Below are 25,602 nucleotides of genomic sequence, written 5' to 3'. Positions count from 1 at the left end.
CAAGATAATAATTTCTTTTATACAAGATTCAAGCCACTTGTTGAAACTTGCGTTTATTATCTAAGATCAACTTCTAATTTTGCAATAATAATGTTCTTATATAACTCATCTTCCTCTTTTTTCTTGCATTGATACAAAACTTCTTCCATATTTTTAAACTTATCTGAGTAAACATAATACGAAAGACTGTTTATATTAAAGAAAAAGCTGGCATTAAAATCGCCAGAATCAATGAGTTTCATGATGAACTTATCACGCAGCATTGAGTCTGTAAATATACCTAAAACTAAGTAATAGCCGTTTGAAACTTCTCGAAGATTATCATAAACTTCAACTTTTACAGTTTTGTCGCTTTTAAGCGGGTTTTCTTCTAATTCACGCTTCATTTCTTCCAATGAAACCACCTTTGAAACACCTGCAAAATTTGACTTTTTAACTGCTTCATCCTGATACTTTTTCAATTTTACAAGTGCCAATTTATCATCAAATTTTCTGGCTTCCATACTATAATAAGCAGCTTTACTAATGTGACGCTTTACTTCAATTTTTTTCTGAGTATCCAAAGAATCTATTTTTGCAATCAGCAATTGATTTTGTACATCTCCTTTTTCCTGCTCAATCTTATAGCGCTTTACTTCTTCAATCGAAAGTCTTTGCTGTATCGATGTTAGATTGTTGTTTTTTTCGCTTTCGCGGATTTTCTTTTTGTATTCCTGATTTTCTTCAACGGCAATTTTCTCCACTTTGTTCATTAAACCAGCATAAGCTTTTCGATTTTCAGCCAGTTCTTTTTTCAACTGCGACGATAATTCACTTGTTTGCGAAATACTCGCATAAGACTGCTTTTCTAAACGTTTTGATTCATCAACATTTAAAATATCCATTCGCTTTAATTCGACCAAATCACTATTCATTGTATTTACCAACGAATCTAACTTAGCCATTAAAACATCCTGTACATTTTTATTAGCCTCCAGAACCAATCGCAATTTTTCGACTGAATTTTCTTTTGAACCATTCATATCATTCAAATTAACCTTTAAATCATTAATTTTAATAATCTTCTGATTCATCTCTTTCTGAATAACAAGTCTGTCTTTCAAATCAGTAATTTCTACCGTTTTAGCTTTAGTTTTCTCAACCACAACTTGTTTTTCGGCCAAAGCAAGCATCAATTCCTCATTTTCATTTGTTGGCTTAACTTCTTTTGTATTAATCGCTAATTTATTGCCAACAACTAATCCGTTTACAATTTCAGGATTTTGCGATTCTAATTGATCAATTGAAATACCGTATTTTTTAGCAATGGAAAATTTAGTTTCTTTTGGCTCAACCACATGAAAAACAGTTTCCTGATTGATAACACGAACTCTTCCGTCTAAAGTTTTGCGCTTGTTCGGAATTACAATTGACTGTCCAATCTGTAATCCGTTTTGCAATAAATCCTTGTTTTCATTTTCTAAATCTGAAACCGATACATTATATTGTCTGGCAATACTGAACAGCGATTCTTTCGCCGCAACCAAATGTGCAGCTTTTGAAGAGTTTGCATTCTCTATTTTAGAAATATTTAAAGAATTTGGAATACTTAATTCTTGACCAATTTGAAGTCCGTTGGCAAGAATTGGATTTGCATTTTGAATTGCTTCTACAGAAACATGATATTGTTTTGCTAAGCCAAAAAGAGTTTCTTTTGCGCCAACAATATGAGTAATCTGCTGGTCTAGTTTTGTTTTTTCTGCAGAATGAACTGGAATCTTAATAATCTGATTGTCCTGAATTCCATTTTGCGATTCGGGGTTGAGTTTGTAAATCTCATCTACAGAAACCTTATACTTTTGGGCTATAAAATAAGCAGTTTCTCCCTTTTGAATTTTGTGCTCAATAATTGAGTCTTGTGCAGTTATTTTATTAAAAGACAAAACAAACACAAGAGAAATCGTTAAAAATTCTCTCATAAATAGTAGGTTTAAAAAATTAAGGCGTTACAAATGTAACGCCTTAATTTGAAAAACAATACTATTCCCACTCAATTGTTGCTGGTGGTTTTGAGCTGATATCGTAAACCACGCGGTTCACGCCTTTTACTTTATTTATAATGTCATTTGACACTTTCATCAAGAAATCGTAAGGTAAATGAACCCAGTCAGCAGTCATTCCATCTGTTGATTCTACAGCTCTAAGCGCTACTACTTTTTCATAAGTACGCTCATCACCCATCACACCAACACTGTTTACAGGAAGCAAAATTGCTCCAGCCTGCCAAACTTTGTCATATAATCCCCAAGATTTTAATCCTTCGATAAATACTGCATCTACATCTTGTAAAATTTGTACTTTCTCTGGAGTAATATCTCCTAAAATTCTAATTGATAATCCTGGTCCTGGAAAAGGATGTCTTCCTAATAATTCAGGATCTATACCTAAAGTAGCTCCAACTCTACGAACTTCGTCTTTAAACAACATTCTAAGTGGTTCTACAATTTGTAATTTCATATAATCAGGCAATCCACCTACATTATGGTGTGATTTAATAGTTGCCGATGGTCCTTTTACCGAAACAGATTCAATTACGTCTGGGTAAATAGTTCCTTGCGCTAACCATTTTACATCTTCGATCAAATGTGATTCATCATCAAAAACTTCGATAAATACACGTCCGATAGTTTTACGTTTCGTTTCAGGATCGCTGATTCCAGCTAATTCAGAAAGAAAACGATCTCCTGCATCAACACCTTTTACATTCAATCCCATTCCTTTGTATTGATCTAATACACTTTGAAATTCGTTTTTACGTAAAAGTCCGTTGTTTACGAAAATACAGTACAGATTTTCACCAATTGCCTGGTTTAATAAAACCGCCGCAACTGTAGAATCTACTCCGCCAGATAATCCTAAAACAACTTTATCGTTTCCTAATTTTTCTTTTAATTCTCCCACCATTTCTTCAACGAAAGCATTTGGTGTAAAGTTTTGAGGAACTTCGGCAATTTTCACTAAAAAGTTCTCCAGCATTTTCGATCCATCAGTAGAATGGAAAACTTCTGGATGATATTGAATTCCGTAAGTTGTTTCGCCTTCAATTTTATAAGCGGCAAATTCTACGTCATGTGTGCTTGCTAATTTTACACCATTTGTTGGAAGTGCCTTAATACTATCACTGTGGCTCATCCAAACTTGGCTGTTTTCTGAAACACCTTCAAAGAAAACTTCATTCTCTTTTATATAAGATAAATTAGCTCTACCATATTCTCTAGTGTTTGAAGCTGCTACTTCTCCACCACTGAAATGAGCTAAATACTGCGCTCCGTAACAAACGGCAAGCATTGGAAGTTTACCTCTAATTTGAGATAAATCAGGATGTGGAGCATCTTCTGCACGAACAGAAAATGGGCTTCCACCTAAAATTACTGCTTTATAAGCTGATAAATCACTAGGAAAGTGATTGTATGGGAAAATTTCGCAGAATATATTTAATTCGCGAACTCTACGCGCAATAAGCTGAGTATATTGCGATCCGAAATCTAAAATAAGTACGTTGTGTTGCATGCGCAAAAATACTTTTTATATTCGAAATTGAAAAATCGGAGCGTTGAAAAATAAATATTTTTTTTCAACGTTCCGATTTTTGAACGAAAAGACTCAGAGTAACAGAGATTCAGAGGTTTATAAATTCACAAAAAAACATTTGCTTTATTCCTTTGAACCTTTGCATCTTTGAACCTAAAAAAAAGAAAAATCCAAAAATCAAAATATTTTGTATCTATCGAAAAACCCAAACTAAATTTAAATATGAAATCAAAAATTATTGCAATCACCCTTTTACTAGCAGCGTCACTAACATCTTGCGATGCTGTTGACGATTTACTAAGTTTTAATATCTCAAATGAAACTTCTATTAAAATTAAAAGTACATCGCCAATCAATCTCCCTTCAGAAATAATTACTCCAGATGTAACCACAAATTCATCGGCAGAATTTGAAAACAATAAAACAAAGGCAAGTTTGGTAAAAGATGTTAAACTTCGATCTTTAAAATTAGCTATTGCTGATCCTTCAGATAAAACTTTTACTTTTCTAAAATCCGTTCACTTATATATTTCAACAACAGATTCTGATGAAATTGAATTAGCTTATCAGGATAATATAAATGCAACAACAAACACGATTGATTTAATTTGTACGGATAAAAAATTAGATCAATACATCAAAGCAGATAAATACAAAATCAGAACTAAAGTTACCTTAAAAGAAACCCTCACAAAAGATGTTACTGTAAAAGCCGAAATGAAGTTTAGAGTTACGGCGGATCCGTTTTAGAAAAAGATTCAAAGGCTCAAAGCAGCAAAGGTTCAAAGGCAAACGAAGTATAAACTTTGTCCCTTTGAACCTTTGCTGCTTTGAATCTAGCGCTTACGGCGCTACTCTTTCGTAACAATAATCGAAGCCTTAAAACCAGCTGCAAGATTATCCCAATAATCATTGGTTACTAATTGTCCTTTATCGTCGTAAACTCGAATTTCGGCAGTATTTCCTCCCAGAGTACCTATATTTAAAGCTTCGAAATCTAATTTATTAAAACCGTTTACCAAGTCTATTTTAACCTCTTTAAAATTAGAATCTAAAAATATCTGACTTCTAATAACACTATCATTAGACGAAACTTTTACTAAATCGCCGTCAATAGCTCCAAAATCACGTAATTTCACGATAAAATACTGCGATTTGGTTCTAAAATCTCCTAAAGAAATATTTTTCTTAACCAGCGTGCCACGACCTTCTCTTAAACCAGCATCTTTTAAAGCTTTGTTTATATCCTTTTCCATTTTTGCTACATATTGATCGCCTGGATTGGCAAAATCAGTTTCTGTAGACATGGTGAACTTACTTTTTTCCTGTCCGATCTGGAATTGAGATGTTGGCGTTATACTTTTATTTTCAAAAATATTTGGTGCTTTTATACTTGGAACATCTGCGGTTTCTGCCTGCGGATTTTTGACTTGCGGAATTGGTTCTTTTTTCTTTGCGCCAAACTTAGGTGCCGGAATTGGCTTCATCTTGCCCCCAAATTCAGTTTGCGCTGAAACTGTTACAGCTGTAAAAAATAATATGAAAAATAAAAGATGCTTCATTGAAAAAGTGTTATCGAATCGGCTTTAAAATTTTTATAAAATCGTAAGTCAAGCATCACAAAAATAGCATAAATAAGTTTGGCGCGACAACTTTAAGACTATTATAACAATATATTAGGCTAATTTTTGGAAGCAAAAAACCTGCCAAAAATCTCGAACAAATATTCGACAAAACATTCATAACCAAAATTAATCCTACATTTCACAAATAAAAACTAACATTATTTCTTTGATAGTAAACAACTTATTACTAACTTCAAAACTTAAAAAAAGTTATTCTAAAATTTCAAAAAAATAACTTCTTCCTAAATAAAAACCAGACGGCTAATTCTTTTAATATTATAAAATTCTAAAAAATGGATTATATCGATTATTATAAAACATTAGGTATTACCAAATCTGCTACTGATGCCGATATCAAAAAGGCATATCGAAAACTGGCACGAAAATATCATCCCGATTTAAATCCGAATGATAAAGAAGCGGAACAAAAGTTCAAGGAAATAAACGAGGCAAATGAAGTTTTAAGCAATCCCGAAAATCGCAAAAAATACGATAAATACGGAAAAGACTGGAAACATGCCGATGAATTTGAGAAAGCAGGTTATGACCCAAATCAGCAGCAATATTCGAGACAGCAGCAAGGCGGGAATCAAAGTTATACTGATTTTGGCGGAGGTAATTTTTCAGAAAGCGATTTCTCAGATTTCTTTAATTCTATGTATGGCGGTTCTGGAAGAGGTTCAAGAGCTCAGGCAAAATATAGAGGACAAGATTTTAATGCAGAATTACAGCTTGATTTAGCATCTGCTTATACCACTCACAAACAAAACTTAAATGTAAACGGTAAAAATATACGAATTACAATTCCGGCTGGTGTTGAAAACGGACAGATTATAAAAATTCCAAATCATGGCGCGCCTGGAGCAAACGGCGGACCAAACGGCGATTTGTACATTACTTTTATAATTAATAACAGTTCTGATTTTAAACGTGAAGGCAATAATTTATATGCCGATGTCGATCTGGATTTATACACGGCAATTTTAGGCGGAGAAATTTATGTGAATACTTTTGATGGAAAAGTAAAAATAAAAGTAGCACCCGAAACTCAGCCTGGAACTAAAGTAAAACTTAAAGGAAAAGGATTTCCTGTTTATAAAAAAGACAATCAGTTTGGTGATTTATATATAACGTATACTTTAAAATTACCGACTAAATTATCTGAAAAAGAAAAAGAATTATTTGCAGAATTAGCTAAACTAAGAAATCATGAATAACAAAAGCTTAATCTTAATAAAACAATTTTGTTTGTATAACGAAATTGAAAATACTTTTATAAAAGAGCTGCATAATTATGGCTTAGTCGAAATTGTTGTCGAAGAAAACGAAGAATATTTACAGCCTGAACAACTGCCTGCCATAGAAAAAATGATTCGTATGCACTATGACCTAAAAATTAATTTTGAAGGAATTGATGCGATTTATCACTTACTTAACAAAATCGAAATTTTGCAGCAGCATCTTACCAGTACACAAAATAAGCTTCGAATTTATGAAGAGCATCAAAAATCATAAAATTTAAAAATTATAACACTTTGGGCTTAATTAATTTTAACACATAGAAACATAGTCTATGATTTATCAAAAAAAAGGCGTTTCACTTATTTAAAACACTCATAGTACAGCTATATAAGAGAAATGTGTTTCTTTTTGTATTCTTTTTAAAATATAAAATCTACCCGATAACGATCAAAACTATGTGTTTAAATATTTTTTTAGAAATTACACCCAACAAGTAAATTATACTTTTAAAATATCACAAAAAACAATAATTATCAATGGGATTTCAAACAATTACGACTCTTTTTACCAAGCATATTTTATAAATTGCAACACATTAATTAACCTGAATTTGTTTTTAAAAACTCTAAGAACAATTCAAAAAAACACACAAAATGAAAAGAGAAAATATCTTAACAGGATCACCGTGGGAAGACAAAATGGGATATTGCCGCGCTGTAAGAATTGGCAATATCATTGAAGTTTCCGGCACTGTTGCAATTGTTGACGGCGAAAATGTTAAAGCAGATGACGCTTATGCACAAACCTATAACATTCTTGAACGTGTAGAAAAGGTTTTGGAAGATTTGAATGTTGGAATGAAAGATGTAATTAGAACTCGAATTTTTACTACCAACATTTCTACTTTTGAAGATGTTGCCAGAGCACATTCTGCTTTCTTTAAAGATGTAAAGCCAACAACTGGTTTTTATGAAATAAGTAAATTAGTTGCTCCTGAATATTTAGTTGAAATTGAATTTACAGCTGTTGTACAATAGTTTTTTTTGCCGCTAATTTCACGAATTCCCACTAATTATTTTTTTTTGCCACTGATTAAAGGATTTTAAAAGATTTCTTTTGTTTTCTTTAATAAAAAAAACATTAATTCGTGAAAATTCGTGAAATTCGTGGCAGAGAAAAATTCAAACACAATTAATGATTTCCCAAAACCTAAAACAATTACCGCTTTACATTCTAAAATGGATTTTTATCTGCGGTTTAATCGGTATACTTTCAGGATCTGCATCTGCTTTCTTTTTAGTTTCCTTAGAATGGGTTACGCAATTTAGAATACAGCACGATTGGATTATTTGGCTTTTGCCTTTTGGTGGATTTTTGGTAGGCTTGAGTTATTATTATTGGGGAGAATCTGTTGTAAAAGGCAATAATTTACTACTTGAGGAATATGAAAAACCAAAAAAAGTAATTCCTTTTAAAATGGCTCCTTTAGTACTTTTAGGAACCTTAATTACACATTTATTTGGAGGTTCAGCCGGCCGCGAAGGAACTGCAGTACAAATGGGAGGCGCGATCGCTGATCAATTCACCAGAATTTTCAAATTAGACAATTCTGAACGCAGAATTCTAATAATCCTGGGGATCAGTGCAGGTTTTGCTTCTGTTTTTGGAACACCTTTGGCAGGCGCAATTTTTGCGTTAGAAGTTTTATATTTCAGTAAAATCAATTTTAAAAGCATAGTCTTATCATTTCTTGCAGCGTATGCTGCTTATTTTACGGTAGAATTTTGGGAAATTAAACATACTCATTACAGCATTCCTATAATACCCGAACTAAGCATTTTGAACATCTTTTACACTTTATTAATTGGTCTTCTTTCAGGTTTTGCAGCTTTACTTTTTTCAAGAAGCACCCATTTTTGGAGTTCGCTTTTTTCAAAAAACATTAAATATCCTCCGCTTCGTCCTGTTATTGGAGGAACAATTTTAGCCATTGCAATTGCAGGATTTGGTTTTACTAAATTCTCTGGATTAGGCGTTCCTATAATCGTTGAATCATTTTCAAACCCAAGTCAGTGGTATGATTTTTTGCTTAAAATTTTATTCACAGGATTCACCTTAGGAGCAGGTTTTAAAGGCGGCGAAGTAACTCCATTATTTTTTGTAGGAGCGACTCTAGGCAGTGCTTTATCTTTAATTATCCCGATGCCTATCGCACTTTTAGCAGGAATAGGATTTGTATCTGTCTTTTCGGGAGCAACCCATACTCCTATCGCCTGCACCATTATGGGAATGGAATTATTTGGCATTGAGCCTGGAATATTTATCGCAATTGGCTGCACAATTGCTTACTTTTCTTCAGGTTCAATTGGTATTTATAAATCGCAGATTGTTAAAGGAGCTAAATATAAGCTGTACCAAAAATGGCTTTAATTTAGTCTTTATCAACGTTTTCAATTATCATTTGCAATAAAAAATAGGATCAAAAACCAACAATTGATAAAAGTGTGTTAATCTATAAAATGATTTCAACATTACATTAAAAAAATGTAAATTCGCACACTATGAAAATACAAGATATTCAAGCAATACAATTGTTGCTTGCCGCTCCAAAAAAAATCGCAATAATTCCACATAGAGGCCCAGATGGTGATGCTATGGGATCTACATTAGGTTTATATCATTTTTTACTCAAAAATAATCATCAGCCAACTGTAATTGCGCCGAATGATTTTCCTGATTTCTTAGCTTGGCTGCCAGGCTCAGAAACCGTTAAAATCTTTGAAAAAGATACTGAAAACTGCACCAAAATATTAGAAGAAGCCGAGTTAATTTTTACTCTTGATTTCAATGCTCTGCATCGTGTAGGCGAAATGGAACACACTTTGGCTCGATTAACTGCACCTTTCATTATGATTGATCATCATCAAAAACCTGATGATTATGCAGCTTATACTTATTCTGATACTTCATACGGATCTACTTGTGAAATGGTTTATAACTTTATTTCCTTTTTAAACAAAAAAGAAGATATTGATAAAACTATCGCAACTTGTATTTACACTGGAATTTTGACCGATTCTGGTTCATTCCGTTTTCCGGGAACAACAGGAAACACACACCGAATTATTGCAGAATTAATTGATTTAGGTGTTGAGAACACTCAAATTCCAGTTTTATTATTTGATAACAGTTCGTACAGTCGTTTGCAATTATTAGGACGTGCACTTCAAAACATGAAAGTTTTAGAAGAACATCAAACATCATATACATCACTTACACAAGACGAATTAGATTCGTTTAATTATGTAAAAGGTGATACTGAAGGAATTGTAAATTACGGATTAAGTATAAAAGGTATTGTTTTTACAGCTATTTTTATAGAAAATAAAGACGAAAAAATCATCAAAATTTCATTCCGCTCACAAGGAGGTTTTGATGTAAACCAATTTGCACGCGACCATTTTAACGGCGGAGGCCACAGCAACGCAGCTGGCGGAAGATCTGAAACAACAATGGAAGAAACGCTTAAAAAGTTTGAAGATTTAGTAAGTAAACTAAAAATATAACCCCGTATGAACTACTTAAAAATTAGTATTTACACACTGCTTTTTACTGTTTTACTTGCAGGCTGTAAACATCACGAAGAAGCTCGAAAACCAATTTCAAGAGCTTCGGGTACTTTTATGAAAAAATCAGCCGATAGAAACAAAAAACTGGTTGCAAATGAAGAAGATGTTATCAAAAAGATCATAAAAACAAATCCAAAAGTAAAGTACTACGCTACTAGAAAAGGATATTGGTTTTCTTATGATGAAAAAAATAATACTGATACGGCTACACCAAAAAAAGGAGACATTGCCTATTTTAATTTAGAAGTAAAAGACATCAATGGCAAAATCATCTATTCAGAAGCTGATCTTGGCCCGCAGACGTATTATGTAGACAAACAAGATATTATGATGGGATTACGTGACGGAATCAAATACATGAAAAAAAATGAAACTGTTACCTTTTTATTTCCATCACATATTGCTTACGGATATCACGGCGATAATAAAAAAATAGGACCAAATCAGCCTTTAATCTGTACTGTTACACTTCGTAATTTTGTTCCTGATCCAGCAGCCGCTCCTGCGACTGCCGCCGCACCAAAACAAGCTGTAAAAAGTACAACACCAGTTCCAGCAGCTTCACCAAAAAAAGACACAATAAACCCATAAAAAACATTAAAAAAAATGAAAAAAAGTATTTTAGTTTTATTACTAACAGCTGCTTCGTTTTACTCTTGTAAAAATGAAAACAGCAGCCTTCCTGATGGTTTATATGCCGATATTGAAACGAACAAAGGATATATAATTGTTGAATTAGATTATAAAAAAGCGCCTGTTACTGTAGCCAACTTTGTAACCTTAGCTGAAGGTAAAAATGAGTTTGTTACCAAAGATTACTTAAAAAAGAAACATTTTTATGATGGTTTAAAATTTCATAGAGTTATAGAAAATTTCATGATTCAAACTGGAGATCCTGAAGGAACTGGTTCTGGAGATGCTGGCTATAAATTTAAAGATGAAATCTCAGATTTAAGATTCGACAAAGCTGGTGTTTTAGCAATGGCAAATAATGGTCCTGGTACAAACAGCAGTCAATTTTTTATTACTCATACTGAAACTCCTTGGTTAGACGGAAAACATACAATTTTTGGCCATGTTGTTGACAAAGGTCAAGAAGTAGTAAACAAAGTTGTACAAGGTGACAGTATTGTTTCTGTTACTATTGTTAGAAATGGAGAAGCTGCCAAAAAATTTGATGCAGAAAAAGTACTTCACGATTATTTTGCAGAAGCTTCACAAGAGAAAAGTAAGTTTGCAGGAGTTCAAAAAGAAAAAGTAGATTATTACGCTTCTATAAGACCTAAAGCAACAAAAACACACTCTGGTTTAGAATTCATAATCACTGAAAAAGGTACTGGCAAAAAACCAGCAACTGGCGCTCACATATACATTCATTACGCAGGTTTCTTAGAAGATGGAACTTTATTTGATTCAAGTATTGAAGACGTAAACAAAGCTTTTGGAAAATTTGATGCAGCAAGAGCTGAAGCAAAAGGTTATCAGCCAATTCCTTTCACTGCAGGTCGTAAAGACGGTATGATTCCTGGTTTTATCGAAGGTATCGAGCAGCTTTCTTTTGGAGATAAAGCAGTACTTTTTATTCCTGCTCATTTAGCATATGGAGAAACTGGAGCTGGCGGTGTTATACCACCAAATGCAAATATTATTTTTGAAGTTCAATTATTAGAAAAACCATAATTATAAAACTTGTAATTATTATTTCTTGACTTAAATTTAAAATGCAATGAAGTTTAAACTTTTATTTTTATTTTGTTTAGCGGTTGTAAATATTCAAGCGCAGACTACTAAAAAACCAGCCGCAAAACCCGCTGCTAAGCCAGCAGTAACAACTACAAAACCTGCAGCTAAACCTGTCGCAAAACCAAACCCTGATGAGGGAATCTTTGCTACTATCTCGACAACAAAAGGAGACATCGTTCTTTCATTAGAATATGTTAAAACTCCTGTAACTGTAGCTAATTTTATTTCTCTTGCAGAAGGAAAAAATCCTAATGTAAAAGTGGAGAGACTTAAAGGAAAACCATTTTACGATGGTTTAAAATTTCATAGAGTTATAAATGATTTCATGATTCAAGGAGGAGATCCTGACGGAAATGGTTCTGGAGGTCCTGGATATTCATTTAAAGATGAATTTGTCGAAGAATTGAAATTCGAAAAAGGCGGTATTCTTGCAATGGCTAATTCTGGACCTGCAACAAATGGAAGCCAATTTTTTATTACCCACAAAGAAACTCCATGGCTTAATGGTAAACACACTATTTTTGGACATGTTGTATCTGGAATGGATAATGTAAATAAGATTGTTCAAGACGATATAATGACAAAAATCACCATTACTCGTAAAGGTGCAGCAGCTAAAAAATTTGATGCTGTAAAAGTCCTTACGGATGATGCTAAAAAACAAGAAGCTAAAAAAGCCGAAAGTCAAAAAGTAATTAAAGACAAAGCTGCTTATTTTGCTGCAAATAAGGCTAAAGCAACTACAACAGCTTCTGGCTTAAAATATGTAATTACACAAAAAGGAACTGGTGTAAAAGGTGCTGAAGGTTCTTCAATTTACTTTCATTATGCAGGTTATTTTGAAGATGGAAGTCTTTTTGACAGCAGCATGAGCAGTGTAGCAAAAGCTTATGGCAAATACGACGCAAGCAGAGACGCTCAAGGCGGATACAAGGCTTTTCCTTTTACAGTAGGTAAAAAAGATGGTATGATTCCTGGATTTATCGAAGCTTTAGATATGATGACAGACGGAGAAAAAGCAATCTTCTTCCTTCCTTCAAACCTAGCTTATGGTGAAAAAGGAGCTGGAGGCGTAATTCCGCCAAACGCAACTTTGATTTTTGAAATTGAAACGTATCAAAATCAACCAACAAAATAATACTTTCAAATTCCTTTTTTGAAATAATAATTAAAGTTCCCAAAAGTTCAAATCTTTGGGAACTTTTTTTATTCCTACCAAAAACATTCTTCTGCAAAATCCTTAAAATAGCACTAAAACACAAACCTAAAACAAGTACAATGATAACGTTTGCGTATATTTTCTATTAATTCCTAAACAAAATACCTTACCTTTGCCCGCTTAATTTTTTCAAAACAAATCATAAAAATGTTACAAAACAATGTATTAAAAGGAGTTTTTTTAGTTGCTTTAGGAGCTACAACTTACGGAATGTTAGCTACTTTCGTAAAAATGGCTTACACTGAAGGATATACAACAGCCGAAGTTACAACTTCTCAATTTATACTTGGTATACTTGGTATCTTACTTATAAACGCTTTTCAAAAAGTAAAAAACAAAGGAACCGCTGTAAAAGCTTCATCAAAAAACATATTCAGTTTAATGCTTGCGGGAACATCATTAGGAATGACAAGTTTGTTTTATTATCTCGCAGTAAAATATATTCCAGTTTCTATAGGTATCGTATTATTAATGCAAACTGTTTGGATGGGAGTTTTACTTGAAATGATTTTAGAAAAAAAACTGCCTTCGAAACAAAAAGTTATTGCGGTTTTAATTGTTCTTGTTGGAACAGTTTTAGCTACTAATATTATCAATAATGATATTGCACTAGATTGGCGCGGAATTGTTTGGGGTGTATTAGCTGCTGCATCCTTTACTACAACAATGTTTACTGCTAATCGTGTCGCTACAGAAATTTCATCGGCTCAACGAAGCTTATATATGCTTTTGGGCGGTGCAGTAATTATATTCTCCTTTGCTTTTTTTACGCAGACTGGTTCTTTCAATCTTGATATTTTCTTTAAGTGGGGAATTATTCTAGCTTTATTTGGTACAATCATCCCTCCTATGTTACTGAACTTAGGTTTTCCGTTAACGGGAATTGGATTAGGCAGTATTGTTTCGGCATTAGAATTACCTGTTTCTGTAATGATGGCTTATGTTTTATTGAATGAAAAAGTGATTTTTTCTCAATGGATTGGAATAGTTTTAATTATTCTGGCGATCATTATTATGAATGTAAATTTTAAACGCAGCAAATAAGCTTCTAACTCTCTGTTAAAAAAAAGCACCTTGTAATGTTATAATTGTTAATTTTTTTATAAATTCGTGATAAACTACTATCTATCATGAATTTACCTTGGCATTTATATTTGATGGCAATTCTTTATATACTTGCAGGACTAAATCATTTTAGAAATCCTGGAATGTATATTAAAATTATACCTCCCGCATTCAAAAACCCCAAAGTAATAAATATTTTAAGTGGAGCAGCCGAAATACTATTAGGCATACTTCTAACGCTTTCTTTTTCGACACATTTTGCTGCTTGGGGAATTATTGCATTATTAATTGCAGTTTTTCCAGCCAATTTGTATATGTATCAAAATAAAAAAGCAAGTTTTGGTTTACCAAAGTGGATTTTATTTGTACGTTTGCTCTTACAGATCGTTTTGATTTTTTGGGCATTCCAATACACCCAATATTAATCAAATCTATTAATCTAAAATTATTTAATTATGAAAAAATTATTTGCAGAGTTTTTTGGAACTTATTGGCTTGTTTTTGGTGGTTGTGGAAGCGCGATTTTTGCTGCAGGAATTCCTGAACTAGGAATTGGATTTGCGGGTGTTGCTTTAGCATTTGGTTTAACTGTACTAACAATGGCTTACGCAGTTGGTCATATTTCTGGCGGACATTTTAATCCAGCTGTGTCTTTCGGATTATGGGCTGGCGGTAGATTTCCTGCAAAAGATCTTATTCCGTATATCGTTGCACAATGTGTTGGCGCCGTTGCTGCAGCTGGAACATTGTACACAATCGCTTCTGGAAAAGCAGGATTTGTAATTGATAATACTAAAGCGGGAGCTTTTGCTTCAAATGGTTTTGGAGCTTTCTCCCCTGATGGATATTCACTGCAATCTGCTTTTATAGCTGAGTTTGTTCTAACATTGTTTTTCTTATTAGTAATTTTAGGTGCAACAGATAAATTTGCAAACGGAAGATTTGCCGGTATCGCAATTGGTTTAGCTTTAACTTTAATTCACTTAATAAGCATTCCTATTACAAATACATCTGTAAATCCTGCGAGATCATTATCACAAGCCATTTTTGTTGGCGGCGAGCCTCTTTCACAAGTTTGGTTATTCTGGGCTGCTCCAATTTTGGGTGCAATTGTAGCTGGATTTATTTATAAATCATTATTGCAAAATCACGACGCTGCATAATTTAACTCTTATAACTATTAAATCTTAAAACTATGGAATTTCTATATTTCTTACTTATAGGAGCAATTTCAGGCTGGCTTGCGGGTCAGATCTGGAAAGGTGCCGGCTTTGGATTATTTGGTAATATTATCGTTGGAATCATTGGCGGCTTTGTTGGCGGTTGGATTGCCGGCAAACTCGGTATTGGCGGCGGCGGACTTTTATGGCAGATTATTGTTGCTGTGGGAGGTGCTTGGGTATTACTTTTTATAATCAGCTTGATAAAAAAAGCTTAAAACAGCATCACTTAAAAATAATATTTAAAGAGGAAATCAGATATACAAGTATTTGATTTCCTCTTTTTTTTAAAGGAAGAACACTTCATATCTATTAAAACCAATTTGTTATGAACGAAATTATTTCTTATATCAGCACCATTCCATCATCACATCGCAGTTTAATATTAGTAGGAGGCATTGCCTTTTTTTGGATAATAGAGAATACTTTTCCTCTCTTTCAAATGAAATACCATAAATGGCAGCATGCAGGAATCAACTTCTTTCTGACATTTACCACTATAATCGTCAATTTTGTACTGGCTTTTATTTTAATAAAAACAGCGAGTTGGACAACCGAAAATCATTTTGGCATTCTACAATGGCTGCCCGAAATCCCTATTTGGCTTTATACCATTATTGGACTGCTCTTATTAGATTTAATAGGCGCATATTTAGTCCATTTTATTCAACATAAAGCAAAATTCCTGTGGCGCTTTCATGTTATACATCACACAGACACTTGGATAGACACAACAACTGCAAACAGACATCATCCTGGAGAAAGCATAATTCGATTTGTATTTACGACTCTTGGCGTTCTTATTGTCGGCAGTCCTATGTGGATGGTTTTCCTCTATCAAACATTATCTGTAATTGCAACTCAGTTTAATCACGCCAACATTTCGCTGCCAAACAAATTAGATGTTTTCTTAAGTTACTTTATAGTTTCTCCAAATATGCACAAAGTACATCATCACTATGTATTGCCTTACACTGACAGCAATTATGGCAATATCTTCTCTGTTTGGGATCGATTATTTGGAACTTTTACCACTTTACCAAAAGAAGAGTTAATTTACGGAGTCGATACGCATATGCAGCCCGAAGAAAACAATCAATTAAAGAATTTATTAAAAATTCCGTTTCAAAAACTACGATCCTTTAATTCCGAAAAAAAACAGTAAAAAAAACATACTTGATCGAACCAACTAATTATTTTTTTTATTAATATTGATACATAAAATGAAAATCAATCTATTAATCATTAACCTCTATTTTTGAATTAATTTTCACGAGATGAAAAAGAGTAACCGCAAAGAATTGAATTGGGAACAAACCGAGAAGCTTGTTTCATTAGCCTTAGAAGAAAAAAATCCATTTGAAGTCATAAAAAAAGAATTTGGGTTGGCAGAAAAAGAAGTTCTTGAAATCATGAAGAAGAAAATGCCTCTTGAAAAATTTGAGATGTGGAAAAAGAAAGCCATTGCCAATAAACCAAAACCGAAACCCGTTAAAATTGATGATTTTGATGAAGATTTAGATGGTAAATACTATATAAAAAACAAATTCGACTAAAATTAAAACTCCTGTGCGTCAGGAGTTTTTTTTATTTATTTTTAGTCCGTTCTATTATATTTATTTCATCTATTCGTTTCACTTAGATCATAAAAAATATTTAACACGTAGAAGTATCAATTTTATGTCTGAAAAAGATACCAAAGAGAAGTATTTTTCTTTCGCAAATATGTCTATTTTAAATAAGTGAAAAACCTTTTTAAGCGACCAATAACTACATCTCTATGTTAAAAATAATCTCAACATTGGGTTATTTTTATTTTATTGTAACATTTTTACTTTTTTTTAGTCAAATACGTATAACTAAACTTAAACAAATGAAAAAAATACTTTACACTTTAGCTCTTGCTATAACACTTTGGAGCTGTAAAACAGGAAGTTCCTCTGCCGCAAAAAGCAATGTTGTAGACGTTAACATAAATCTTGTTGATGTAAAAGACGACAAAGTTTTAGTAACGGTAACTCCGCCGCAAATCAAAACAGATGAGATCGTTTACAGTATTCCGAAAACTGTTCCAGGAACTTATTCTACTGATAACTACGGGAAAAATTCAGAAGATTTCAAAGCTTTTGATGCAAAAGGAAATGCTTTAACAGTTAAGAGAATCGACGATAACTCATGGTCTATTTCGAATGCAAAAGCGTTAAAAAAAATCACGTATTTAGTTAATGACACTTTCGATACTGAAAAAGGAACTGGTTTTGGCAATGACGATACTTTCTCGCCTGCAGGTACCAACATCAATGCAGGAGTTAATTTTCTAGTGAATACTCACGGATTTGTAGGGTATTTTCAAGACAAATTAGAGATTCCTTATAAAGTTACTATTACGCATCCTGAAACACTTTGGGGAGCAACTTCTATGACAGATCAGGATCCAAGCAAAACAAGCGATGTTTTTACAACTCCACGTTATGCTGTTTTAGTCGAAAATCCTATTATGTATTCTAAACCAGATTATACTGAGTTTAATGTAAATGGTATGGATATTTTAATTGCGGTTTACTCGCCGACTGGAAAATTTACTGCCGAAAGCATCACACCGGAAATGAAAACAATGATGACAGCGCAGAAAAACTTTTTAGGAAAAGTAAATGCGAATAAAAAATATACTGTTTTATTGTATTTATCAACCTTAGCAAAAGATGATGCACACGGTTTTGGTGCTTTAGAACATCCAACAGTAACTACTGTAGTACTGCCAGAATCAATGCCTAAAGAAAAACTGGTAGAATCAATGAAAGATGTTGTTTCTCACGAGTTTTTTCATATCGTAACCCCATTAACTATTCACTCAAAAGAGATCCAGTATTTTGATTATAATGCGCCAAAAATGTCCGAGCATTTATGGATGTACGAAGGTGTAACAGAATATTTTGCCAACCTTTTTCAAATCAATCAAGGTTTAATTAACGAAGGTGAGTTTTACACTCGTATTGCTGATAAAATTGAGCAGTCTAAAAGTTTAGACGACACAATGTCTTTTACTAAAATGAGTGCCAATGTTTTAGAACAGCCTTATAAAGATCAATACTTAAATGTGTACCAAAAAGGAGCTTTAATTGGTATGTGCATTGACATTATTATTAGAGAAAAAAGCAATGGAGAAAGAGGAATTCTTGATTTAATGCATAAATTATCTAGTGAATATGGCGTTGACAAACCTTTTAACGATAATGAATTGTTCGCTAAAATCACACAGCTAACTTATCCTGAAGTAGGTGAATTTTTAAACAAATATGTAGCAGGAACTACTCCTATTCCTTATGATTTTTATTTAGCGAAAGTTGGTGTAACTAAAGCTGTTGAGAAAAAAGCGGCGCCAGTATTTATTAAAGGACAAACTCCATACATTAGTGTAGATAAAAAGACTAAAGAAATTGCAGTTCGTTCTGATGTTGGAACTAATGAATTCTTTAAAAATTTAAATCTAAAAGGCGGTGATATTATTCTTTCAGTAAACAACAAATCTTACTCTTTAGATAATATCTACGATCTAATAACTGAAAGTGAGAACTGGAAAGAAAACGATCCAATTACTATAAAAATTAAGCGCGGCGGCAAAGAAGAAACTGTAAAAGGAACTGTAAAACTGCCTTACGAAGAATCTGAAACTTTTAAAGCTACTGATGCTTCAAAAGAAAAACTTAAAAATGCTTGGCTGAAAGGTTAATTTCCTTTTGACTGAAAACAAAAAAACCGACAAGTGATTGTCGGTTTTTTTTATACTGTAGTTTGCCAGGTTTGTCAGGCTGAGCCGAATCGAAGCCATCGCAAGTTAAATTAGCACTGAGTTGGACTTCGACTCCGCTCAGCCTGACAAAAAAGAGTTTATTTCTTCACTGGAAATTTCCAAGCAAATTCATCTTTATCATTGATGATTGCTCCAATTTCGAATTTAACAACTTCATCAAATTCTGTTTGAAGAATAAACCAATTGTCCTCGTTGAAATAATTCTCAAACGTATCAAAAGTTTCTTGGGTATATTTTGTTATTCCTTTTGCTGCAAAATCTTTCTTTACATCAGCAATTTTTCTTCCGATTAACTTGAAGCCAAAAACTTCTAAATCATTACTAGAAGCTACTATATAACCTAACTTCAAGTCTTCTTCTTGATAAAATGTCAATCTCATTTTGTATGCATTATATACAAAAATCACATTATCATCTTCGTCGTTATAGTTTTTATCAGGTTTTCCTAAAACAGCTGTTACATCGTTCTGCTTCATTCCAAAAAGCAGTTTATCAATTCCTGATTTTAAATTTATTTTCATAATGATTTTTCTAATATTTGAAATGCAAATTTCGTGAACTTTTTTACAAATCAGTAGTTTTTCTTATTTATTAATTTCATTACTTTTTGACAAGCTAATTTTCATTTAAAGTAATCGTGATTCGTTGGGGTAATTATTCAAAATTAAAAGTTCATTGAACTGTAACTTAGAATTTAAATCAGGTATTGCTAAGAAACATGAAGGGAATTTTAAAAATAAAATTCTTTAAAAAAGCAGACCTGTTTCTAGTTTTAAAATTTGATAATGGTATTATTCAATTTTCTTAAAAACTAAAATTTGAGTACAATTGTCATCGAGACAATGAATTTCCAGCGTTGAACCAATAGTTACAATTGCATTTTGTAAACTATTTTTTGGATTACCAATAAATCTATTATTTGAATTAATACTGAAGCCAAGGTCTGTTGTAAATTCATGTATAGTATTTAACTCCTTGATTTTATTATAACCAAGTCCTGTTGTATTTTTATGATAATTTGTTTTGATATTTAAAACACGTGTTTTTATTACCCACTTATTTTCTTGCTTACTATTTTTATAGGATTCTATATAAAAAGGGACAACGTATTTGATAAAAAAAAAGGACGGAAAAATTACAAATGCAGATCCGAAAAAAAACATGAAATCATAATTAGATGACAAAATTTGATCAATCAAACTCTCAATTATACAAAATAGCAAAATGCACACGGGAAGGACTACAAAAATAATTGCAAAAATATGTGTTCTAAATCTGCTCTTAAGAATAACTTTATCATCTTTTGTTAAAGGAATTTTTTGAATGCTCATTTGCAAATAATCTTAATTTATACAAATGTATTATTCTTTCGCCAAAAAATTCATTTTATTCAACGTCAATTCTACTACCGTAACCTTTAGAATTATCCATAAAATTAATACTTGTACTCAACGAGTTAATAGTAAATATATCAAATAATGAGAGCTGCGCAGGATCACAAATTCCGTTGAAATTTTTGTCTTTATTCTGACTTTATCTGGATATCTTTACTTTCTATAAAAATCAATGTATGAAAAAAATATTCTTTATATTCTTTGTTTTAAACTCTCTTTTTAGTTTCTCTCAAAAGGTTGAAAGCAGCAAATTATCAAAAGAACAAATAATTCAAAAAGAACTAAACCAGCTTTCAGATTTCCCAATCTATCGAGCATTTGAATATAAAGATAAAGGTGGTGTTTATGGTTTGGTTTTAACCGAAAATCAACAAGCTGTATCTAAAAAAGACACATTAAATACAAAAATAAAAGCTATTTGTGTACTTAATGATCACGGCGGATTTTTAGAAAAATGGAGAATCAACGATTTGCTTGAAGATTACCATCCTAAAGAAACCAATATTTGGTTCTGGACAAAATACTGCAGTACAAAAGATCTTGACGGCGACGGATATATAGATCCTGTTATTGTTTACGGAACAAGAACGGAATATGATGAAATAAGACGTGTAAAAATTATTACAGTTTACAATAACAAAAAGTATGTGATTCGGGCTGTAGAATGTGATCTAGATGATTGCAGAAGTTTTAAAAAGGATACGAACTGGAATTTACTGCCTCAGAAAATAAAAACTTACATTGATCAATTAATAGTCAAAATAAGAAAAGAGCAAAATTTATTATTAAAGGATGGATAGGATTAAATAATCCATTTTTAAAATTCCAAATTCCAATAATGATGGTCAAGATTTTAAAGGAATCAAATCTATACTTTCTTTTTTCTTCTGTATTTTTTAGAAGAAGAAAAATCCTACCCTGTACTATTTTGTGAAGCTAATGGCTCTTTTTAAAGCTTATTCTTTAAGTTTTCTTTTACCTCATCAAACCATTCGTTTCTTAAAATACTTAAAACAATAGAATCGCGACGAACATCGCTGTTTGCTGTTGGCATATGACTGCGCAAAACGCCTTCGACTTTACAGCCAATACTTTTCATTGCCGCCACACTTCTTTCGTTATTATTGTCTGCACGAAATTCTACACGCTCCATTCCTAAAGTTTCAAAAGCAAATTGAAGCAGTAAAAACTTGCAGTGTTTATTAAGTCCTGTTCCTCTAAAAGCAGAACCGTACCAAGTGTAACCTAATTGAAGTGTTTTGTATTCGAGATTAATATCGTAAAAACGTGTTGAACCTGCGTATTTTTGAGTTTTTTTATCAAAAACTATAAAAGGAAATTCTTTTTGATTTTCTCTAGCTTTTACAGCGGACTGAATGTATTTGATCAAATTTTCTTTTCCATCAGCACCAACTAAAGAATATTTCCATGTTTCAGGTTCATTAATTGAGATTTCTAATAAATTTTCAACATCTGATTCTTGAAGTGATCGTAATAAAACAACCTCATCTTCTAAAATTATAGTATCTGAAAAAGAAAAATTGGATACAGCCATGGTTTACTTTTTGGTTATTCTTTGTAAAGTCTACGCGCTTTTAGCAAAACTTTTATCGCGAAGAAATTCATAAACGTATTGAACTGAAAAATTTATTCACTCATTTCATCATAACGCTCCGGAACTTGCGGATCGTAAAGCGGACATTTAAATTCCAGCATCAAATCGACCAATTGATTCATGGTTTTTCCTTCGGTGCCATAACAATCTATTTTGACACTTTGCGGAGTTGTAATAACTTGAAAAGCTCCTTTTCCTGCGTTATTTTTCCAGCTGTTTTCATCAATTCTTTCCCATTTTGAAAAGACAGAATTAATGCGATTTATAATTACCTCAACAGGAAGTTTTTCCAGGCCGATAACTCCTTCTTTTTCAACAAGAGCTTCGTAAACCTCATGATGGTTTAAGTAAATTTCGTCTAAATATCTCCAAAAAAGCAGTTCGTACATAATATCAGTATTTTATAAATTACAGAAACACAACACAATGTGTCTAAGATGACAAAAGACGCACTGTAGTGCGTCTCTATGATTATTTTATATTTAAAAATTCAAAACCTTTATAAACAGACGCACTGCCGTGCGCCTCTACGATTATAATATTCAAAAAAACTTTGTAGCTCTGAACCTTTGCCTCTTTGAACCTTTGAACCTCAAAAATCTAATATTCGAATGTTCCGTATTCGCTGGTAATTGTTAGTTTTTTAGCAGCAGCTGCTTCTACTCTACCTACGATTTGTGCATCAACATTAAATGATTTAGAGATGGCAATAATATCTTGTGCAATATTTTCAGGAACATAGATTTCCATACGGTGACCGCAGTTGAAAACCTGATACATTTCTTTCCAATCTGTTTTTGATTGTTCTTGAATTAACTTGAACAATGGTGGAACTGGAAATAAATTGTCTTTTATAATGTGCAAATTTTGAACAAAATGTAAAATTTTAGTTTGCGCGCCTCCGCTGCAATGTACCATTCCGTGAATATCGTTTGGTGTATATGTATCTAAAATTTTCTTGATAATTGGTGCGTACGTTCTAGTTGGCGAAAGCACTAATTGACCAGCATTAATTGGGCTGTTTTCAACTTCATCAGTTAAATTAACTTGACCTGAATAAATTAATTCTTCTGGAACTGCCGCATCGTAACTTTCTGGATATTTTTTAGCCAAATATTTCCCGAAAACGTCATGACGTGCAGAAGTTAAACCATTGCTTCCCATTCCGCCGTTATAACCTTTTTCGTAAGTTGCCTGACCAAAAGAGGCTAAACCAACAATTACATCACCAGCTTTAATGTTAGCATTATCAACAACATCGCTGCGTTTCATACGAGCGGTAACAGTTGAGTCTACAATTATTGTACGCACAACATCTCCAACATCTGCAGTTTCACCGCCTGTTGAATGAATAGTAACGCCAAAAGATTTTAATTCGTTGATTAATTCTTCTGTTCCGTTTATTATTGCCGAAATAACTTCGGCAGGAATTAAGTTTTTGTTTCTTCCAATGGTAGATGAAAGCAAAATATTATCTGTAGCTCCAACACATAATAAATCGTCAATATTCATGATTAAAGCATCCTGAGCAATTCCTTTCCAAACAGAAATGTCTCCAGTTTCTTTCCAATACATATATGCCAAAGATGATTTGGTTCCCGCTCCGTCTGCATGCATAATCAAGCAATGCTCTGAATCTTGCGTTAAGTAATCTGGTACAATTTTGCAAAATGCCTGTGGAAACAAGCCTTTATCAATATTTTTTATAGCGTTATGTACGTCTTCTTTTGATGCCGAAACACCTCTTTGTGCATATCTTTTGCTAGAATCTGAACTCATGAAAATTAGTTTGTGTTGATGTGGTGCAAAGATAATCCCTTTTTTTAATTCTTTGACTTATTCGATTATATGATTCACAAAAAAAATCGGCAGAATCTAATTTCTGCCGATTTCCCCTGATTAACTATTTTGAAAAAATTGGTCTTTTAAGTTTATTTCCAATCCGGCATTGCAGCGTTTTGGAATAAAGTCGTCCTTGTTGAACTATCAGATATACTTGCTGTTTGAATGTTTTTGGCAGATAATCCATCATTCGACGTATTTACAAAGATGACTTTTGCTTCATTTGGTGAGAATTTGACATCTAAGTCATTAAAACCATTCTCTTTTTGAGTATCTAATTCTGCCGAAGTATTTGTTGATACTGTGTAAATAAATATTCTCGAATCTAATCGTCGGTAGGTCGAATTTTCGAAACCAGAAACGTCTTTGGTATAAACTACTTTATTATTATCGATCGTAATACCAAGACCGCTTGCTGCACCTTTTTCACCAGAAAGTATTTGATACAAGACATCTCCAGCCATATTTATAGCATATATTTCGACATTATAACCTGAAGCATCATTTACTTTTAGTACAATCTGACTTCCGTCCTGACTCCATTCGCACTCCGAAATAAACTTACCATTTGGTGTTTTAAATATCTGGACTAAACCTGAACCATCTGAGTCTATACGGAGAAGCTGATCAAAATTAGGATAAATTATCTGCCTTCCGTTTGTGCTCCAGCAATAATTAACATGATCCATATTAAATCCGGCAATTGGAATAAAGTTGGTCACTTTTTTCACATCTGTACCATCAGGATTCATGGTAAAAATTTGATTTAATGAACCATCAGAACTTATGTAAGCAATTCTATTGATACTCAAATTTTTTCTCGGTCTGTAACTATTAATTGATGATGGTGACAGCTGAAGTTCATTTCCAGCCTCATCTGCAGTATAAATAACATTATTATTTTTTACTTTTTTAACATACAAATATCTCGGATTTGGAAATGCCAATGTTGTAAAAGAGGTTATTGCACTATTTGTAGGTTTATTGATTCCGTCATTTGCCGACACTTGCCAATAGTATTTTGTACTATAATCTAAACCTGTAATTTTTAAAGTTGTAGCCTTAAGATCAGAATAGGTTTTAACTTCATCAGTCGTTCCGTTTTTAACAGTAACTTGAAACGTCATTGGATCTTTTTCTGGATCTGTTGAAGTCCAAGTCAAGTCTAAACTTAAAGCCTGAGAGGTGGCATTATCCAAAGGAGCTGTAAGCGTAGGAATTTCGGGTGGTTTATTATTTGCTGTAGATACTTCTAACTCAAAAATAATTTCTACCGGAACATCTTTTTCAACTGTTGCGGGTTGAAATCTGGCAATAAATCCATCTTTCTGCGCTTGAAAAGAATACTTTCCTACTGGTACTTTTTCCATAATAAAGTAACCATCTTTATCTGAGAATACAGTGCTTGTTGTTGGGCTCGATAAAACTCGGGCATTTGCGATCCCTTCGTAGGTTCGAATATCAACAACTCTTCCTTTTACTACTGCTGTTCCTGTGTCGTCAACTTGTTCTTCACTACAAGACATCAAAAGAATAAAGCACGCCAAAATTTTTAATCCTATTTTCATTTGAGACATAATTTTATTAAACTTATATTGTATTTACTCCTGTAATCATTTTATAAAGA

General features: G+C 32.7%; 26 protein-coding genes. 17 read left to right on the top strand and 9 right to left on the bottom strand.

What is annotated here, in order from left to right:
- Window positions 1-56: 56 nt before the first annotated feature.
- Entirely contained in the window at window positions 57-1,958 is a 1,902-nt protein-coding gene (locus NLG42_RS12330; RefSeq protein WP_257683953.1) for a muramidase family protein, read from the bottom strand.
- A gap of 61 nt (window positions 1,959-2,019) precedes the next feature.
- Window positions 2,020-3,549 (bottom strand): glutamine-hydrolyzing GMP synthase, encoded by a 1,530-nt coding sequence (gene guaA, locus NLG42_RS12325; protein WP_089056544.1) that lies wholly within the window; start codon window positions 3,547-3,549, stop codon window positions 2,020-2,022.
- Window positions 3,550-3,792: 243 nt separating this feature from the next.
- Here guaA and NLG42_RS12320 point away from each other — a divergent pair, with 243 nt between their 5' ends.
- The gene (locus NLG42_RS12320) at window positions 3,793-4,320 is read left to right on the top strand and encodes a hypothetical protein (protein ID WP_089056655.1); all 528 of its coding nucleotides are present in this window, start codon (window positions 3,793-3,795) and stop codon (window positions 4,318-4,320) included.
- A gap of 101 nt (window positions 4,321-4,421) precedes the next feature.
- Here NLG42_RS12320 and NLG42_RS12315 read toward each other — a convergent pair whose 3' ends face one another.
- Window positions 4,422-5,132, bottom strand: a complete 711-nt coding sequence (locus NLG42_RS12315; RefSeq protein WP_099719841.1) for a hypothetical protein — start codon at window positions 5,130-5,132, stop codon at window positions 4,422-4,424.
- A gap of 356 nt (window positions 5,133-5,488) precedes the next feature.
- Between NLG42_RS12315 and NLG42_RS12310 the strand changes: the two genes are divergently transcribed.
- The 15 genes from NLG42_RS12310 to NLG42_RS12240 all read left to right on the top strand — a co-directional run bounded on the left by NLG42_RS12310 (window position 5,489) and on the right by NLG42_RS12240 (window position 19,043).
- The gene (locus tag NLG42_RS12310) at window positions 5,489-6,412 is read left to right on the top strand and encodes a DnaJ C-terminal domain-containing protein (RefSeq protein ID WP_089056542.1); all 924 of its coding nucleotides are present in this window, start codon (window positions 5,489-5,491) and stop codon (window positions 6,410-6,412) included.
- On the top strand, window positions 6,405-6,710 hold the full coding sequence (locus NLG42_RS12305) for a chaperone modulator CbpM (protein WP_089056541.1): 306 nt from the start codon (window positions 6,405-6,407) through the stop codon (window positions 6,708-6,710). Before NLG42_RS12310 ends, NLG42_RS12305 begins: the two co-directional genes overlap by 8 nt.
- A gap of 380 nt (window positions 6,711-7,090) precedes the next feature.
- On the top strand, window positions 7,091-7,474 hold the full coding sequence (locus NLG42_RS12300; protein ID WP_099719842.1) for a RidA family protein: 384 nt from the start codon (window positions 7,091-7,093) through the stop codon (window positions 7,472-7,474).
- A gap of 157 nt (window positions 7,475-7,631) precedes the next feature.
- Entirely contained in the window at window positions 7,632-8,867 is a 1,236-nt protein-coding gene (locus NLG42_RS12295) for a voltage-gated chloride channel family protein (RefSeq protein ID WP_257683952.1), read from the top strand.
- 131 nt (window positions 8,868-8,998) lie between these two features.
- Window positions 8,999-10,003, top strand: a complete 1,005-nt coding sequence (locus NLG42_RS12290; protein WP_089056538.1) for a DHH family phosphoesterase — start codon at window positions 8,999-9,001, stop codon at window positions 10,001-10,003.
- Window positions 10,004-10,009: 6 nt separating this feature from the next.
- Complete coding sequence (gene gldI / locus NLG42_RS12285) at window positions 10,010-10,657, top strand: gliding motility-associated peptidyl-prolyl isomerase GldI (RefSeq protein WP_257683951.1); 648 nt, start codon at window positions 10,010-10,012, stop codon at window positions 10,655-10,657.
- Window positions 10,658-10,672: 15 nt separating this feature from the next.
- Entirely contained in the window at window positions 10,673-11,746 is a 1,074-nt protein-coding gene (locus tag NLG42_RS12280) for a peptidylprolyl isomerase (protein WP_257683950.1), read from the top strand.
- 46 nt (window positions 11,747-11,792) lie between these two features.
- Window positions 11,793-12,947: a peptidylprolyl isomerase gene (locus tag NLG42_RS12275; RefSeq protein WP_257683949.1), complete on the top strand. Its 1,155-nt coding sequence runs from the start codon at window positions 11,793-11,795 to the stop codon at window positions 12,945-12,947.
- 228 nt (window positions 12,948-13,175) lie between these two features.
- Window positions 13,176-14,072, top strand: coding sequence for an EamA family transporter (locus NLG42_RS12270; RefSeq protein WP_257683948.1), 897 nt, complete (start codon window positions 13,176-13,178; stop codon window positions 14,070-14,072).
- An 86-nt stretch (window positions 14,073-14,158) separates the two neighbouring features.
- Entirely contained in the window at window positions 14,159-14,518 is a 360-nt protein-coding gene (locus NLG42_RS12265; protein ID WP_257683947.1) for a DoxX family protein, read from the top strand.
- A 30-nt stretch (window positions 14,519-14,548) separates the two neighbouring features.
- Complete coding sequence (gene aqpZ / locus NLG42_RS12260; RefSeq protein WP_089056532.1) at window positions 14,549-15,256, top strand: aquaporin Z; 708 nt, start codon at window positions 14,549-14,551, stop codon at window positions 15,254-15,256.
- A 32-nt stretch (window positions 15,257-15,288) separates the two neighbouring features.
- A complete protein-coding gene (locus NLG42_RS12255; protein WP_089055158.1) occupies window positions 15,289-15,531 on the top strand; it encodes a GlsB/YeaQ/YmgE family stress response membrane protein in 243 nt (80 codons plus the stop codon).
- 110 nt (window positions 15,532-15,641) lie between these two features.
- The gene (locus NLG42_RS12250; RefSeq protein WP_257683946.1) at window positions 15,642-16,478 is read left to right on the top strand and encodes a sterol desaturase family protein; all 837 of its coding nucleotides are present in this window, start codon (window positions 15,642-15,644) and stop codon (window positions 16,476-16,478) included.
- Between the two features lie 112 nt (window positions 16,479-16,590).
- The gene (locus NLG42_RS12245; protein ID WP_089055159.1) at window positions 16,591-16,869 is read left to right on the top strand and encodes a DUF2805 domain-containing protein; all 279 of its coding nucleotides are present in this window, start codon (window positions 16,591-16,593) and stop codon (window positions 16,867-16,869) included.
- A 317-nt stretch (window positions 16,870-17,186) separates the two neighbouring features.
- A complete protein-coding gene (locus tag NLG42_RS12240) occupies window positions 17,187-19,043 on the top strand; it encodes a M61 family metallopeptidase (protein WP_257683945.1) in 1,857 nt (618 codons plus the stop codon).
- A gap of 158 nt (window positions 19,044-19,201) precedes the next feature.
- Here NLG42_RS12240 and NLG42_RS12235 read toward each other — a convergent pair whose 3' ends face one another.
- Window positions 19,202-19,645 carry a hypothetical protein gene (locus NLG42_RS12235; protein ID WP_089056530.1) on the bottom strand — a complete coding sequence of 148 codons (444 nt, stop codon included), beginning with the start codon at window positions 19,643-19,645 and terminating at the stop codon, window positions 19,202-19,204.
- A 270-nt stretch (window positions 19,646-19,915) separates the two neighbouring features.
- Window positions 19,916-20,455 carry a hypothetical protein gene (locus NLG42_RS12230; protein ID WP_099719848.1) on the bottom strand — a complete coding sequence of 180 codons (540 nt, stop codon included), beginning with the start codon at window positions 20,453-20,455 and terminating at the stop codon, window positions 19,916-19,918.
- Window positions 20,456-20,694: 239 nt separating this feature from the next.
- Between NLG42_RS12230 and NLG42_RS12225 the strand changes: the two genes are divergently transcribed.
- Window positions 20,695-21,318, top strand: a complete 624-nt coding sequence (locus NLG42_RS12225; RefSeq protein WP_257683944.1) for a M949_RS01915 family surface polysaccharide biosynthesis protein — start codon at window positions 20,695-20,697, stop codon at window positions 21,316-21,318.
- Window positions 21,319-21,467: 149 nt separating this feature from the next.
- On the opposite strand, the gene NLG42_RS12220 is transcribed toward NLG42_RS12225, so the two are convergent.
- From NLG42_RS12220 to NLG42_RS12205, 4 genes are all read right to left on the bottom strand, one after another.
- Window positions 21,468-22,073 (bottom strand): GNAT family N-acetyltransferase, encoded by a 606-nt coding sequence (locus NLG42_RS12220; protein WP_099719850.1) that lies wholly within the window; start codon window positions 22,071-22,073, stop codon window positions 21,468-21,470.
- A gap of 92 nt (window positions 22,074-22,165) precedes the next feature.
- The gene (locus tag NLG42_RS12215) at window positions 22,166-22,522 is read right to left on the bottom strand and encodes a hypothetical protein (RefSeq protein ID WP_089055166.1); all 357 of its coding nucleotides are present in this window, start codon (window positions 22,520-22,522) and stop codon (window positions 22,166-22,168) included.
- A gap of 211 nt (window positions 22,523-22,733) precedes the next feature.
- Entirely contained in the window at window positions 22,734-23,912 is a 1,179-nt protein-coding gene (locus tag NLG42_RS12210; protein WP_099719851.1) for an AIR synthase related protein, read from the bottom strand.
- Between the two features lie 152 nt (window positions 23,913-24,064).
- Window positions 24,065-25,543, bottom strand: a complete 1,479-nt coding sequence (locus NLG42_RS12205; protein WP_233207100.1) for a carboxypeptidase regulatory-like domain-containing protein — start codon at window positions 25,541-25,543, stop codon at window positions 24,065-24,067.
- Between the last annotated feature and the right edge of the window lie 59 nt (window positions 25,544-25,602).

It is taken from the genome of Flavobacterium plurextorum, assembly GCF_024638035.1.
In the GTDB taxonomy this organism is placed as follows: domain Bacteria; phylum Bacteroidota; class Bacteroidia; order Flavobacteriales; family Flavobacteriaceae; genus Flavobacterium; species Flavobacterium plurextorum.
This window is presented reverse-complemented; position numbering and strand designations above follow the sequence as displayed.